Below are 14,698 nucleotides of genomic sequence, written 5' to 3'. Positions count from 1 at the left end.
TTTAAAGAAAACTGTGCTCAAATATATAAAATTTAATATAGAAATTAAAAATCCGATGCTAATATGAATTCTTTTCTCTACAAATAAAAAAAGAATGTGTCTCACACATCCCTTTTTTCATTCCCATTTGTAAAAGGATTCTAAATCCCTTCAAGTCTCACTATTTACTTCGTTACCTCACCAAACTGCGCTCTCGTCACTTTCGCCAAGTCATCTACTTTAAGCTCAATTTGTATACCGATTTTCCCTCCACTTACAATCATCGTTTCAAGTGATTGGGCACTTTCATCAATACATGTAGAAAATAGCTTTTTCATTCCAACTGGTGAACAACCGCCGCGAATGTATCCTGACACTTTCGTAATATCTTTAACAGGAATCATTTCAATTTTCTTTTCACTTACTGCTTTTGCGGCAGCTTTTAAATTTAGTTCCTCATCTACCGGAATAATAAACACATGATAATTTTTACTATTCCCTTGAGCGATTAACGTTTTATATACTTCTCTCACTTCTCGTCCAATTTTCTCGGCTACTGATACGCCATCAATTTTCCCATCGTCTGGATCATATGACATCATCGAATATTCAATTTTTTCTTTATCTAATATTCGCATCGCATTTGTTTTATCTTTTTTCATAGTGATCTCCTTAAAAGGTTATTTCATATTATTAAGTTTTATTATACACCCTTTTCCATTTCTCCTACATAACTTCACGTATATTTCAAAACTGAAAATATTGATAATTCAAAAATCATCTGATATAATTTGGAAAAACTTACGTTAAGGAGAGATTTGCAATGCTAAATTTTAATACTTCTTTCCAACTTCATCATCATACGTAACGCCGTGTATCCGAAGAAAAATTTTTCTTCGTGGGTACAGGGCTTTTCCTGTTGACCCACGAAGCGTTCATAAAGCTATGTGGGTATTTTTATACCTGCATAGCTTTTTTTAATTTGAAAAAGGAGTGATTATGATGGAAATGAGAAATGTAAAGGGAACGAAAGACTATTTACCAGAGGAGCAAGTGCTGCGAAATAAAATTAAAAGAGCTTGTGAAGATACGTTTGAACGATACGGATGCAAACCTTTAGAAACGCCGACGTTAAATATGTACGAGCTTATGTCTTACAAGTACGGCGGTGGCGATGAAATATTAAAAGAAATATATACACTTCAGGATCAAGGAAAACGTGAGCTCGCCTTACGATACGATTTAACTATTCCATTCGCAAAGGTTGTGGCAATGAATCCGAACCTCCGCCTCCCTTTTAAACGTTATGAGATTGGGAAAGTATTTCGAGATGGGCCAATTAAACAAGGAAGATTTCGTGAATTTATACAATGCGACGTTGATATCGTCGGTGTTGAGTCTGTCATGGCAGAAGCTGAACTTATGAGTATGGCGTTTGAACTGTTCCAAACGTTAAACTTAGAAGTAACGATCCAATATAATAACCGAAAATTGTTAAACGGTATTCTCGAGTCCATTAACATCCCTACTAAGTTAACAAGTGACGTCATTTTATCATTAGATAAAATCGAAAAGATTGGGATTGATGGTGTACGAAAAGATGTATTAGAGCGCGGAATTTCTGAAGAAATGGCTGATACGATATGTAATACTGTATTATCTTGTCTAAAGCTTACAATTGCTGACTTTAAAGAAGCTTTCAATAATCAACTCGTTGCCGATGGAGTAAACGAACTACAACAATTACAGCAATATTTAATCGCCCTTGGAATAAATGAAAATACGATATTCAACCCGTTTTTAGCGCGAGGACTCACAATGTATACAGGTACTGTATATGAAATCTTTTTAAAAGATGGATCGATTACATCTAGCATAGGTAGTGGCGGCCGTTACGATAACATTATCGGAGCTTTCCGTGGTGATAATATGAACTATCCAACAGTCGGTATTTCATTCGGTTTAGACGTTATTTATACAGCACTATCGCAGAAAGAAACAATCTCATCTACAGCGGATGTATTTATCATCCCGCTCGGGACAGAGTTACAATGCTTACAAATTGCCCAGCAATTACGTTCTACCACTTCCTTAAAAGTCGAACTTGAACTAGCAGGACGCAAATTAAAACGTGCCCTTAATTATGCCAATAAAGAGAATATCCCTTATGTGCTTATTATTGGGGAAGACGAACTTAGTACAAACACTGTTGTGTTGCGGAATATGAAGGAAGGTAGTGAGGTGAAGGTTCCGATTTCTTCTTTAAGTAATTATTTATAATACGAACCACCCTCGTTTGGGTGGTTTTTCTATTTTATAGATACCTAACAATTAGTTTGCATAAAATTATTATAATCTATTAAAAATACAAATAAACAATATCCAATTACTAAAGTGGACTACAGGGATCTATCATCTTTTATTACTTCCTTGTTATTATGTATTTCCAAGTCTTGTTAACCTATATGGGTTACCTTTACTACTATTGATTGTTTTTCATATCACTACTATTTTATTAGCTAAAAAAGAAGGCATGAATACGTACCCTCATTATATCGGTATTATCGTTACTCTAGTTGCCTTCTTTCCTTATATAGACATCTTTCTACATATGATAGCAGCCATTTTCCTTTTATTAGATGCTGCTTCTACGAATGCAAAGAAGTGTATGATTCATAGATGGATAAAATGAAACTTTCATCCATTGAGTTTTGAAATAGGTCAGCAAAAAGGGTTTACTTTTTAAGTAAACCTTTTTTCATTTTTAATTACTTTCCTTACTTCAGAATAATAAAAGAATATTCTGTTTAATTTTTATAAATTTCTAAATATTTATAAAACATTCAAATTAACATACATTTTAGTTATGTAAAAAATCTAAGTTTTAAGGAGATGAATCCATGCTGAAAAAGTTGGTAGCAGGTGCATTATTAACTGTCTCGTCGTTAACTGGAGGACTGGGATCAGTATCAGCTAGTACCGAAAAAGATTATACGATTTCCTCTTTCGAATATGTAACTGTAGATGAAAAGACTGTTGATTCGTTTAACAAATTGAGTGCTCCATCAAAGGAAGACGTAAAAATAACGTTAGTTCTACCGAAACAAAATCAAAATGGAGACTGGTTATCTTATGGATTTTCGAGCAAAGAAAGTTTAGAGTCTTTTATTGAAAAAGATAAACAAAGGTTGAATAATTCAATCACTCCCCTTGGTGTTGGAGGAAGCGGACCTGGTAGTACAGACTTCTATAAACTTACAAATCAAGGTAGCGAGTATTTTTCTCTAAGTAGCGGTTATAAAAACTTGTCTGCTAGTTGGCAAAATCAAATTGTTTCTGTACGTACAGCAGCTCCTACTGCTAGCTACTCAACAACACTATGGGAACGTACTTCAACTGACGGATATGGAAAAGGTGTTGTTTTTAAACATGCTGATTGGTATGGTCAAACTGCAAACTTAAATAACTTTCCAACTTCAGCAGTTGAAGTTAAAAAGTAAAAAATATAGAAATAAAAGGTGTTTTCACGTATGGAAACACCTTTTATTTCTACAACTATTTCACATAACTCGTCTATATCAATTTCAACTCTTAACTATTATTTTTCGTATTCCTATTCTCCAAAACCTTCTCCATATTATGAGTTGCCCATTCCATCATTAATAGAATCACTGGACGTAGTGATTCACCAAGCTCAGTTAACGAATATTCAACTTTAGGTGGTACTTCACGGTATACTTCACGATGTATAATACCATCAGCTTCAAGTTCTCTCAGCTGCAGTGTTAACATCCTTTGTGTGATATTTGGTTTTAATCTTTTTAATTCATTAAAGCGCTTTGTACCATCTAATAAATGATACAAAATTACCCCTTTCCATTTCCCTCCAATCACCTCAACCATAGCTTCAACTGGACAAGAATATTTATTTAAAAATGGGTAATTTATATTATTTTCATTTGAACAATCCATAATAAATCCCTTCCCTTATCAATAGTATCTTTTTTGATACTATACCACATAAATGTGCGTACTTGTATCTGTGTTACTTTAAAAATATAATTTACTTACAAAAATAAATTCATGAAAAGAGGAACTTTTATGACAAATACAAATGAAATTACAAAAGAAAAGATTATGGAGGCCTTTCATTTCAGACATGCATGTAAAGAATTCGATCCTATGCACAAAATTTCAGAAGAGGATTTTAAATTTATTTTAGAAACAGGCAGATTATCTCCTTCTTCTTTTGGATATGAGCCTTGGAAATTTATTGTCGTACAAAATAAAGAATTAAGAGAAAAACTACAACCGTATTCATGGGGCGCTGGTGGGCAACTTGCAACAGCTAGTCATTTTGTTATTGTTCTTTCAAGAAACATTAAAGATATGCATTATGATGCAGAGTATATTAAATATATGATGAACGATATTATTGGATTGCCTGAAGACACTCAAAAAATTAGATATGAATTCTTCAAAAAGTTCCAGGAAACAGATTTTAACTTATTACAATCCGATCGTGCTGTATTTGATTGGGCATCCAAGCAATCTTATATCGCTTTAGGTAATATGATGACGAGCGCAGCTCAAATCGGTATTGATTCTTGTCCAATAGAAGGATTTGATAAAGAGGAAGTAGATTCTTTACTTCGTCAAGAAGGCATTATACAAGGCGATAATCTTGAAGTATCAGTTATGGTTGCCTTTGGTTACCGTAAAGAAGAGCCAAAGCGTGATAAAACAAGACAGACTATGGATACAATTGTTGAATGGATTAAGTAATATAGCACAGACAAATAATGCTCCTACTAGCTGGATACTTATACTAAAGAACTATCAGTCGTTTTTCTTATGTATGAATTTGGTTTTTCATGGAAAGATATGTTAGTATGTATACAGTTTGAGTGCTCTATTTTTAGAGTCGAACAGGAGGAGAATGAATATGTCTGATATTGAAGTTGGCGAAGTGTTTACTCTTAGTGATGAGAATAACGAAGAGCAAGAAGTAGAAGTACTTGGAGCGATGGATGTCGAAGGTGCAGAATATATTGCAGTTGCCTTTGTTGAAGATATCCAAACAGAAACTGAGGAAGACATTGATATTTTCTTTTTAAAAGTAGAAGAAGATAATGAGTTTTCATACATTGAAAATGATGAAGAGTTTGATAAAGTATCTGCTGCGTTTGAAAAGATTTTGGATGAGCAAGAGCAAGAATAGTATGAATGAAAAACACGAGGACGGATGTATATCCGCCCTCTTTTTATTTATTACTCATCCAGAGACTCACGCAGTAATTGCAGTACATCTTTCATCGCAAAAGGTCCATCTTTTTTAACATGTTCCGCAAATTCTGAAACGAGACGTAATGTTCTCACACTTTCGATTGGATGCTCTCCTGATGCACTTTCAGCTGAAAGCATAACTGCATTCGTCCCGTCCAGTACAGCTTGAAACACATCAGTCACCTCTGCCCTTGTTGGAATAGAATGATCTACCATAGATTGAAGCATTTGTGTTGCTGTAATGACATATGTATTCGTTCGATTACATTCCTGAATCATCATTTTCTGTAAAAGCGGAATGCATTGATACGGTAACTCTACTCCTAAATCGCCCCTTGCAATCATAATTCCATCTGCTTCTTTACATATATCTTGAAAATTCTCGATTGCTTCCATCGTTTCTATTTTTGCAATTACATTAGGTGACGTTTCTTTATACTGTTGTATAAAATCTCGTATTTCTTTTATATGACTAGGTTTTCTTACGAAAGAACACGCGATAAAATCAACATTCTCTTCTAAAAGAAACTGAATATCTTTTTTATCTTTCTCTGTAATAGCTGGTAAACGAACAGCCGCATCTGGTAAATTAACTCCTTTATGAGATGAGATATTGCCACCTGTTTTTACCTTCGTTTCTATTTTATCCGTACTTATCTTTTCAACAATTAATTCAACTTCTCCATCATTAATTAAAATTCTACTGCCTACTTTTACATCATTCGCAATTCCTTCATAATCAACACTCGCTTCTGTATTACTCCCTGTAACTGGTTGTGTATGTAAAATAAAAGAATCTCCTGCCTGAAGTGTAATTTGCTCTCCCTTCACTTCACCTAATCTTATTTTAGGTCCTTGTACATCACCCAAAAATTTAATAGAGTCATCTAATGATTTCACTAAACGAATGATGTCTTTATGACTTTCATGCGTGCCATGCGATAAATTCAGTCGAACAATTTTCATACCATTCTTTATTAACTGTGCTAACGTTTCTTTATTATTACTTGCGGGTCCAATTGTACAAATTCGATCGATTGTCATTTTTGTCACCATCCTTTTTTTAATAAGTTTCCCATATGAACTTAAAAATAACAGAGATTCTGACATGAATAGATTTAAATTTACATGAATTTCATAAAATTAAACCTGTATCCCTTGCTGGCTAAGCATTAGAAGATATATTCGCTTTTTGCAAATGAAGACATGTTGAATCGAAAGTAAAAGAAAAGTTAAGTATGGGATAAACCATTGAGAGTTTCGAAATTTTCATATATTGTATGAATTGAGTTCGAACTCAAAAATTTAAAAAGGTGGGAAAATTAGTGAATATGAAAAAATCTTTATCGGTGACAACTTTAGGGTTAGCGGTTTTAGGTTTTGGTTTTACTAATAACGCAAGTGCTTCAGAGGTCGATACTGTAGACAAGCAGCCCGTTTTAGTTGACTTTGATACAATTCAATCAACAAAAACATCTAGTGTTCCTAGTTTGACTCTTGCAGCTGCACCTAAGAATGACTCTAACATTAGCGTATATACTCCCTTTTTTGGTAACCCATATGCAGTTGCTAAATCGAAATCAACTACGACCGAAGACTATGTTTATGCAAAAGCAAGAACTTTCAATGGCGATGGCTCATTAGTGAATACGAAAAGTAATAGTGCAAAAAAATCATCATTTGTAAGTGCTACAGCGACCAACACAAGCATTTATTATGGAGATGATTACGCTATCGGTAATCATACCTATAAATTAAGTGGTTATAATGATGTGAATCACGAAACAAAAGCTTTCTGGTAAGAAAGAGAAAAAAGATATGCATCTTGCATATCTTTTTTCTCTAATATTTTACATATATTGAGGTGCTATTTATGAAACAAATATATATTATTTGCGGTGTTTTACTTATTTCATTACTTACAATTTATATTTTGTTCAATACTTCATTCATACAACCTCATCCACCTTCCATAGAAAATAAACGAGAGCAACAAACCAATACTGTTTCTTACGGATTGAAGGATAATCAAGGCCAACATATTAACAATGGTAGTACAATTACTAGTGAGGATAATAAAATTAATGTAACATTATCATTCGTACATACTATTAATGAAAACCGAAAATATGGATTAATTGTTCTAGAAGATTACGAACAAAAACCTTTTAAAATAGAAGATACTACTAATGAAATATCACACTATTTTTTTGATATGAAACCAAACAGTTCAATGACTACGAAAATCTCTTTACACACTTCTCCTAATGCAAGTGAATTAACCTTTTTAATAATTAAAAAACCTGAATACAAATTAAAAGATAATAACTTAAATAAAGCAGCTATTTTAGAAGATATTCTAAGTATGCGATATTCAATGCATCCTCTTCAAAAAGAAAACGAAAAAATAAAACTCTCCCTTATAGATCCAGATGCTATTTTAAAAGATGGTCTTTACGAACCATTATTTGTTACGAACCGTGAAGAGAACTTACAAACTGTCTTCTTTGAAAAGGAAGGCAAGCAATTAATTTTATCAAACGGTAATGAAACAAATGATGAAATGACTTACGCAATCGTGGCTTTTAAAGATTGGAAACAAGTTGAAATATTTAACAATAGAAAAGTCGTTTATACTAAGGTTGCACCTGAAACGAGGCAAATCTTTAATTTCACATTGCCTTCAGTGGATCAGGAAAGTAATTTGCAACTCGTCGCTTTTCCATTTCCTTATAAAGTTAGCGAAGAAGATTATATCAGTCAACAAGCATTCAGTTCCTTTCGCATCGTAATTGAAAATGAAAATAAATAAGTTATACTGTGCACATTACAACAACCAAAAAAGGCCTACTCACACGAGTAGGCTTTTGAAACTACGAAAGTTTCGTCAATAACTGATTTAAATCTTTTTTCGTTTTCGTCGTTAAAGATTTCATTTTATTAATATCAATTTTTTCTTTCTCCGCTCCTACAATTAACGGATACATACTTTGACCGATCGTTTTAGAATCCGTCGGATGTGATGCTTCTAACTCTTTCTCAATTACATCCCACTTTTCATTAATTTGTTTACCAAGCTTATTCACTGTTTCTAATTTTGGATTAGCAGCTAACTGCTTGTCCAAGCTATCAATTAATGCCACAACTTCTTTAACGTTCGTTTTCACAGCAACACTTTTCTTCGGATCTTTCGTTGTCTTTCCATCTGAATTTGTACTTGTGCTTTGATCTGTTGTTTTCCCGCTAGTCGTTTGATCATTCGTTTTTCCTGTCGTCTCTTTTTCTTTTGTTTTTACATTTTCGTTTTGAGTTGACGTTTTGCCGTTACTTTCTGTCCCTGATGATTCTTTCGTATTTTTTGCATCCTTATCTGTTTTTTCATTTGAAGAAGTATTTGTTTCTTTTTCAGTATCTTTCGTTGTTTTTGACGCTTCATCTGCACTTGTCGTTTTTGCTTCTCCATCATTTTGCGCAGTTACTTGCTCTTTCTTTTCCGTTTCTTTATCTGCTGAAGGACTACAAGCTGCCATAGTAAGCATTGTACCAATTGTTATCGATGCGATAGCGACCTTTTTCATTTTCATATAAATCCCCCTATGTTTTACATAATTTATCCTCCCCTTTACGATTCGATTCCCCCTTAAAAAATCCCTTTTCATACGAATTATCATCTTTCCGACAGTAATCTTCATAATAATACGTACAAAAACTGATAAACTCATTTTAATATTCGAGTTTCTTCTACTTCATTTTTCTACTCGCAAGTAAAAGAAAAAGAGTATATTGTCACATTAAGAATTACTATCTTCATATGACGATATACTCTTCTATCAAATTTTTATCTTTCTTGACATTTTATTTATACAAAAAAATAAAATTTTCTTTCGTTTTTTGTTTCTCAACATTTGTTAACATAATATTTTTATGAATAACCACCATTCGAGTGAATGACTTGCCCAGTAACCCATTTCGCTTCTTCACTTACTAAAAAAGAAATTAAGCGCGCAGCATCCACCGGTTCTCCTACTTTACCTTGTGGGAACTTCCATACTAAATGATGCTTCAGCTCCTCTGTAATCCATCCTGTATTCGTCGGTCCTGGATCTACAGCATTCACTGTAATCCCCTTCTCCATCGCAACTGGTGCTACTGACTTTGTAAATGCTTCAATTGCCCCTTTCGTTGCTGCATATGCTAGTTCATCTGGCATTGGACCTACTGACTGTCCTGAAGTAAGATTAATAATACTCCCGCCCGTTTTAAGTGAATAATGTTTTATAAACAATGAACTTAATAGCATAGTAGCCCGAACATTAACTGTATAATGTTTATCCAACTGCTCTACATCTAATTCCTCAATTCTCGTATGAGTAGAATATACTGCATTATTAACTAGAATAGATGGATCACCTAACCGTTCTGATACCATATAAAACAAACGAGTTGGCGAATAAGACTGCGATAAATTGATTTCTGCCATTTCACATCGAACATCGTAACTTTCAATTTCCTTTTTCAGCAAAAAGGGTTCTTGATCACTCATTCCCCATGGCATCGCTTTATCATACTTTGGCCAGTACGTGAAAAAAATGTCTATCCCCTTTTGAGCAAGCACCTTGCATACAGCTGCACCAATTCCATTCAGACGAGTTGCCCCTGTTACAATTGCTATTTTCTTCACCTTTTTCTCCTCCATCTATACACAGATCCCCTGCATGAATACAGAGGATCTATCTTCTTATTGAATATTTGACAGTATACGTTCAGCACCTAATTTTAACATTTTAATAAAGATATAATTTACAATCGTAAACATTACAAATAAAACGATAAACATAACCCACAGTCCGACATGAAGGAAGAAGTATAATACACTTACTCCCCCCACAATAATTAAAGCTATTAAAATATTAGCTAAAAAATTCCACAAAGTTGTATATCGACTTTTAAATAATTTCTGCTCTGTATCCCAATGAATATCTGCAGTTTGTGCGTCCCAGCGTGTTCCGATTAAATTAATTAATAACAACCCGTTCGCACTTAGTAAAAACCACAGTATCATAAAGACTGGAGAAATCCCAGCTACAACTGCCATCGTAATACCGAATACTGCTAAAATGATTACATTAATTAACCAAGCAGTGATTGCTTTCGCAAAAAAGATATCCGAAGCCTTTACTGGTAAATAACGATTCACAAACCAAGAGCTTCCATCTCGCGAAAATGACGTTGTTGCAATGACGTTACTACCCATTAAAAATAACGATGCACAAAGGCCAACACCAATTGCAAATCCTGTTGTCTTTGGATTGTTAATATACTCTGTAATAAACTTTAAGTTTCCATCTTGCACAAATAAAATAAAGAACAACATAATTGGCATAACGAAAGTTTGTACAATGCAATTTAAGAAAAATTGTGGTGTACGGAATAACGTTTTAAATTCTTTTTTCACATATGCTTTCAAATGTGAACTTTGTACCGTAGATTTCTGTAAGCCTTCTGCTGAAATGACTTCTTTTTTTGCTGTACTCGTTGAAAGTCCAATAACCCCTTTTAAATATGTACGCTCTGCAATGTAATAAAACAACACAAAAAATACAAATGAAATAACTGCAAAGATTATTACATATAAAGGTCCCTTCCAATTTGCATTTTCTACTAATGCTACTGCTCCAAAATATGTAGTTGGAAAATAGTTTGTCATTTGTACTAAAAGAGAAGACTGGTTGTTTGCAAGGTAATCCGCAATTGCATCTTCAGAAAACGAACTTTTATTTTTCCACTGCAAAAATACGTTAATTCCTACAATAAATAGTATACTTACGATTCCAATAAATATATTTCCTCGGTCTTTATTTTTCGCTATATTTGTATACCTCATAATAACTGTCATCAGTAACGAAGCTAGTACTAACGGCACAATTGGGAAGAGTAAGTAAATAAAAATCATATATATATAATATGTAATAAATGCGCCACTTTTTAAACCGTACGTAATGAAGATTGGTAATAAAATAAATGAACTCATTACGTATTGTGTAATTAATACCGTTAAAAATTTTGCCGAAATAATTTGCGCTGGTTTTAATGGTAATGGTAATAACATTTCAATGTCATTGCTGTAGTAAAATACAGTTAAAATGTTCGTTATACTCATTAAAAATACCCATATACTCGCAATCGCAAGTCCCATTGCGATAATCATTCCTGGATCTTGCCCTAAATGTATCATTCCCTCATACATTGCATGCGTGATAGAACCAAACAGTAAAAAGCCGACAAATAAAATAGCTGCAAATGAAAATACATACGCCCATCGCTTCTTCTTATCTGTTATAAAATCTGCATAATTTAATTTCAATAATACTTTCGTTAACGTCCAAATTTTACTCATTGCCCGTCATCTCCAAGAACATTTTTTCAAGTGATTCATTGGATTTAAAATGATCTCTCATTTCATCTAAATTTCCTTTAAACTGCAAATTCCCCTTATTAATAATAGCAACCCGGTCACATATTTTTTCCGCTACTTCTAATACGTGTGTAGAGAAAAATACAATCTTTCCTTTATCCGCATGCTCTCTCATCATTTCTTTTAAAATATATGCAGATTTCGGATCAAGCCCAGTTAATGGTTCATCTAAAATCCATACATCTGGCTCATGTACGAGCACACCAATAATAACGATTTTTTGTCTCATACCGTGCGAATAACTTTGAATTTGATCAGATAAAGCATTATAAAGATCAAACTTCTTCGCTAAAGACTCTATTCGTTCTTGTCGTACTTCTTTCGGCACTTCATACATATCGGCCATAAAGTTTAAATATTCAATTCCTTTTAATCGTAAAAACATATCTGGACTATCTGGTACATAACCAAACGTCTTCTTCGCTTCCATCGGCTCTTCCATAATATTTTTTCCGTTAATCGTAATAGTCCCTTTATCCAACCCGTGAATACCAGTAATCATCTTAATTGTCGTTGATTTACCCGCACCATTCGGTCCTAAAAATCCAAAGATTTCGCCGCTAGGTACAGATAAACTTAAGTCTTTTACTGCATAGGTAGACCCATTATAACTTTTTGACACATTCGTAATTTCAATCATTCCATCCAATCCTTTCCTTAATTACCAAATAACTATATTGATATTATAGCATAGTTCTATTTTAAGATTTTTACATTTTTCAGTATATTTAACCTTTAAAATAAATATACACCCCTAATCCAACAACTAAAACGACAGCTAGTATAATATAAATCATTGTTAAGCGTTTAATATTCCCCTTTGTCGCTTTGCTATAATTTGCATCACCATTCCGCCCAATTAACACCGTCGCAATGACAGTAATCACTACAAGTAATACAACGATCATGATCCAAGTTAGCATTTCTTCCTCCCCCTCCTTACAACCATTTTACAATATTATCCTCTTTATTTCGCAGCATATTTCCTCTTTTTACTATTATTATGAAGCAAACTGGAAAACTATTATTACCATTCCTATCCAAATGTGATATATTTGTAACATAACGTGACTTATTTCTAACAACGTAAGGAGGACCTATCATGAAAACAACTTGGATAAAATATTTAGGATTTCTCGGTTTCTTCGGTTTCCTCGGATTTTTTTATGAAAAAGGATTGTTTACTATGTTCTGTTTCTTCTCCTTTTTCACATCGTATAGAACAGTTCAACACGATGAACTGTTTGAACAAATTGTCAATAAATCGTGTCGCAATGCATTTATCGTTACATTACTAACTACTGCTATCATTATATTTATTGAAATGTTATTTCCAAACTCTACGCTACAAGAGATTGATATCGCTCTTATTTTCGGCACACTCATTCTTACATTCGGTTTTTCTATGTTCTTTTATGATAAACCTGTTGATGAAATGGAAGATGCACCATGGCGTTCGTAACGAAGATAAAAGAATACCGCGCCAAATTGAACATGACACAAGAAGATTTAGCAAAGAGCGTTAGTGTGCGACGTGAAACAATTAGTCATCTCGAAAAAGGTAAATACAATCCTTCCTTACAACTTGCTCACGATATAGCGAAGGCATTACATAGTACGATTGATGAGATTTTTATTTTTGAGGATTGATTAAAGACGTCCAGTCACAAGAATCACATAAAAAAATACCGTCATTCTTTCCAAGAAGAATGACGGTATTTCTTATTGATTATCCATATAAAACCGCATGAAATACGCCTAATAGTAAGTATCGATCCTGCATGTAATCTTCATCATATACATTCATCTCAATGTAATACATATCTTCCTCAAGACGAATATTCCAATCTGCAATTACATAGCCTTTTCGTAATAATTTTCCCATTCCAAATGAAGTTTTATGAACAACATATTCTTCTGCCTTATATGTAAAGGTAAATAAGAAATTTGCATCCAATAACTTTCCGTCACATACAAGTATTTCATGCTCTGCATCATGATTATCTTTGTACATTACTAAAATCCTTCTTTGGCGCTGCCTACTTACATCCTTTGCAATGACGCGAATATTGTCCTTACTATCCTTTATTTCATAAATAATATTACTACCAATTTTCGGAATAAAATCCAGCACTCTCATCAGCGTATTTTTATAATAGCCCCTTACTACACCTACTTGCTCACTTCCATTATAAACCTCTATCGGTGTCGTATCTGCTTTGCTATCACACGGTCGTTTGTAAGAGAGCTGCATCATTCGCTCTCCTCTTAAGTACTGATCAAACGTCACAGGATATTCTATCATGCGCAGTTCTTTATTTAACTCATACAAATAGCGTTGAACACTCTCTATTAATGTTGTAGTAGCTATACGCTCTTGAAGTTCAAATTCTTGCCAGCTGGAAAAAACATTCCATTGATTATGATCCTCTTCATAGAAGAAACCAAGAATTACCTCTTCACGGTCAGCCGTTTCATATTTCATAGGCACGTTCTGCCCATGTTGAACTTGTTCCATCCACTGACCTAAATAAATCCCCAGCTCTGCAACCTTCATACATGATTTTTGAAAAAATACGCTGTCACTCGCGCAAATCGTTACATCTCCTTCGATAAAGCCCTTTGAATAAGCATCATACCGTGGCTCATCCTTCTGCGGGAGATTTTTGTCTAACTCAAATAAAAACGTTAACATCCTTTATTCACCTCTAGTTGTTACACTAATCATACATGACATCGCATCACGCTAGGAAACTATTTATATACGCATATTTAATTCACGCATTATAACACGTGAATGACCTTGTATAGTAGCTCTATTTTTTTGTTCTATATCTTAGTATATGAATTTATATGAGCGATTTTTCAAATATATCTATCGCAACTTACAATATATCAACGATTTTTTCAATATATCTATCACAACTTACAATATATCAACGATTTTTTCAATATATC

Annotated in this window: 18 protein-coding genes; 9 read left to right on the top strand and 9 right to left on the bottom strand. The window is 33.5% G+C overall.

Annotated features, from left to right (window positions below; translation table 11 throughout):
* Positions 1-164: 164 nt before the first annotated feature.
* Positions 165-641: a Cys-tRNA(Pro) deacylase gene (ybaK, locus tag ACS2QP_RS16000; RefSeq protein WP_000710860.1), complete on the bottom strand. Its 477-nt coding sequence runs from the start codon at positions 639-641 to the stop codon at positions 165-167.
* Between the two features lie 337 nt (positions 642-978).
* Here ybaK and ACS2QP_RS15995 point away from each other — a divergent pair, with 337 nt between their 5' ends.
* From ACS2QP_RS15995 to ACS2QP_RS15985, 3 genes are all read left to right on the top strand, one after another.
* Entirely contained in the window at positions 979-2,259 is a 1,281-nt protein-coding gene (locus ACS2QP_RS15995; protein WP_438882598.1) for a histidine--tRNA ligase, read from the top strand.
* A gap of 91 nt (positions 2,260-2,350) precedes the next feature.
* Positions 2,351-2,671 (top strand): hypothetical protein, encoded by a 321-nt coding sequence (locus ACS2QP_RS15990; RefSeq protein ID WP_438882640.1) that lies wholly within the window; start codon positions 2,351-2,353, stop codon positions 2,669-2,671.
* A 208-nt stretch (positions 2,672-2,879) separates the two neighbouring features.
* The gene (locus ACS2QP_RS15985) at positions 2,880-3,479 is read left to right on the top strand and encodes a hypothetical protein (RefSeq protein ID WP_438882597.1); all 600 of its coding nucleotides are present in this window, start codon (positions 2,880-2,882) and stop codon (positions 3,477-3,479) included.
* A gap of 91 nt (positions 3,480-3,570) precedes the next feature.
* Here ACS2QP_RS15985 and ACS2QP_RS15980 read toward each other — a convergent pair whose 3' ends face one another.
* The gene (locus ACS2QP_RS15980; protein ID WP_000340659.1) at positions 3,571-3,951 is read right to left on the bottom strand and encodes a winged helix-turn-helix transcriptional regulator; all 381 of its coding nucleotides are present in this window, start codon (positions 3,949-3,951) and stop codon (positions 3,571-3,573) included.
* Between the two features lie 129 nt (positions 3,952-4,080).
* On the opposite strand from ACS2QP_RS15980, the gene ACS2QP_RS15975 reads away from it, so the two are divergent.
* A complete protein-coding gene (locus tag ACS2QP_RS15975) occupies positions 4,081-4,764 on the top strand; it encodes an NAD(P)H-dependent oxidoreductase (RefSeq protein ID WP_000185712.1) in 684 nt (227 codons plus the stop codon).
* A gap of 154 nt (positions 4,765-4,918) precedes the next feature.
* The gene (locus ACS2QP_RS15970; protein ID WP_002005464.1) at positions 4,919-5,200 is read left to right on the top strand and encodes a DUF1292 domain-containing protein; all 282 of its coding nucleotides are present in this window, start codon (positions 4,919-4,921) and stop codon (positions 5,198-5,200) included.
* 50 nt (positions 5,201-5,250) lie between these two features.
* On the opposite strand, the gene ACS2QP_RS15965 is transcribed toward ACS2QP_RS15970, so the two are convergent.
* Entirely contained in the window at positions 5,251-6,309 is a 1,059-nt protein-coding gene (locus ACS2QP_RS15965; protein ID WP_000151079.1) for a pyruvate kinase, read from the bottom strand.
* Between the two features lie 281 nt (positions 6,310-6,590).
* On the opposite strand from ACS2QP_RS15965, the gene ACS2QP_RS15960 reads away from it, so the two are divergent.
* Both ACS2QP_RS15960 and ACS2QP_RS15955 read left to right on the top strand, forming a co-directional pair.
* Positions 6,591-7,067 (top strand): hypothetical protein, encoded by a 477-nt coding sequence (locus ACS2QP_RS15960; protein WP_001056354.1) that lies wholly within the window; start codon positions 6,591-6,593, stop codon positions 7,065-7,067.
* 71 nt (positions 7,068-7,138) lie between these two features.
* Positions 7,139-8,077, top strand: a complete 939-nt coding sequence (locus tag ACS2QP_RS15955; protein WP_438882596.1) for a hypothetical protein — start codon at positions 7,139-7,141, stop codon at positions 8,075-8,077.
* Positions 8,078-8,138: 61 nt separating this feature from the next.
* Here ACS2QP_RS15955 and ACS2QP_RS15950 read toward each other — a convergent pair whose 3' ends face one another.
* From ACS2QP_RS15950 to ACS2QP_RS15930, 5 genes are all read right to left on the bottom strand, one after another.
* A complete protein-coding gene (locus tag ACS2QP_RS15950) occupies positions 8,139-8,849 on the bottom strand; it encodes a hypothetical protein (RefSeq protein ID WP_000782543.1) in 711 nt (236 codons plus the stop codon).
* A gap of 338 nt (positions 8,850-9,187) precedes the next feature.
* Positions 9,188-9,946: an SDR family oxidoreductase gene (locus ACS2QP_RS15945; RefSeq protein WP_002178542.1), complete on the bottom strand. Its 759-nt coding sequence runs from the start codon at positions 9,944-9,946 to the stop codon at positions 9,188-9,190.
* A gap of 57 nt (positions 9,947-10,003) precedes the next feature.
* Entirely contained in the window at positions 10,004-11,662 is a 1,659-nt protein-coding gene (locus tag ACS2QP_RS15940) for a putative ABC transporter permease subunit (protein WP_000036870.1), read from the bottom strand.
* The gene (locus ACS2QP_RS15935; RefSeq protein WP_000570192.1) at positions 11,655-12,380 is read right to left on the bottom strand and encodes an ABC transporter ATP-binding protein; all 726 of its coding nucleotides are present in this window, start codon (positions 12,378-12,380) and stop codon (positions 11,655-11,657) included. The genes ACS2QP_RS15940 and ACS2QP_RS15935 overlap by 8 nt, the downstream gene beginning before the upstream one ends.
* 88 nt (positions 12,381-12,468) lie before the next feature.
* Positions 12,469-12,663, bottom strand: coding sequence for a hypothetical protein (locus ACS2QP_RS15930; protein ID WP_000958863.1), 195 nt, complete (start codon positions 12,661-12,663; stop codon positions 12,469-12,471).
* 179 nt (positions 12,664-12,842) lie between these two features.
* Between ACS2QP_RS15930 and ACS2QP_RS15925 the strand changes: the two genes are divergently transcribed.
* Together ACS2QP_RS15925 and ACS2QP_RS15920 are read left to right on the top strand one after the other, a co-directional pair.
* The gene (locus ACS2QP_RS15925) at positions 12,843-13,202 is read left to right on the top strand and encodes a DUF3796 domain-containing protein (protein WP_000859210.1); all 360 of its coding nucleotides are present in this window, start codon (positions 12,843-12,845) and stop codon (positions 13,200-13,202) included.
* A complete protein-coding gene (locus ACS2QP_RS15920) occupies positions 13,190-13,390 on the top strand; it encodes a helix-turn-helix transcriptional regulator (protein WP_000896307.1) in 201 nt (66 codons plus the stop codon). Before ACS2QP_RS15925 ends, ACS2QP_RS15920 begins: the two co-directional genes overlap by 13 nt.
* 79 nt (positions 13,391-13,469) lie before the next feature.
* On the opposite strand, the gene ACS2QP_RS15915 is transcribed toward ACS2QP_RS15920, so the two are convergent.
* Positions 13,470-14,435, bottom strand: coding sequence for a tubby C-terminal domain-like protein (locus ACS2QP_RS15915; protein ID WP_103622653.1), 966 nt, complete (start codon positions 14,433-14,435; stop codon positions 13,470-13,472).
* Positions 14,436-14,698 lie beyond the last annotated feature (263 nt).

Source organism: Bacillus cereus group sp. Bce019 (assembly GCF_051781745.1).
Taxonomy (GTDB): Bacteria; Bacillota; Bacilli; order Bacillales; family Bacillaceae_G; genus Bacillus_A; species Bacillus_A cereus.
The sequence above is the reverse complement of the archived record's forward strand: the minus strand, read 5'-3'. Positions and strand labels throughout refer to the sequence as shown.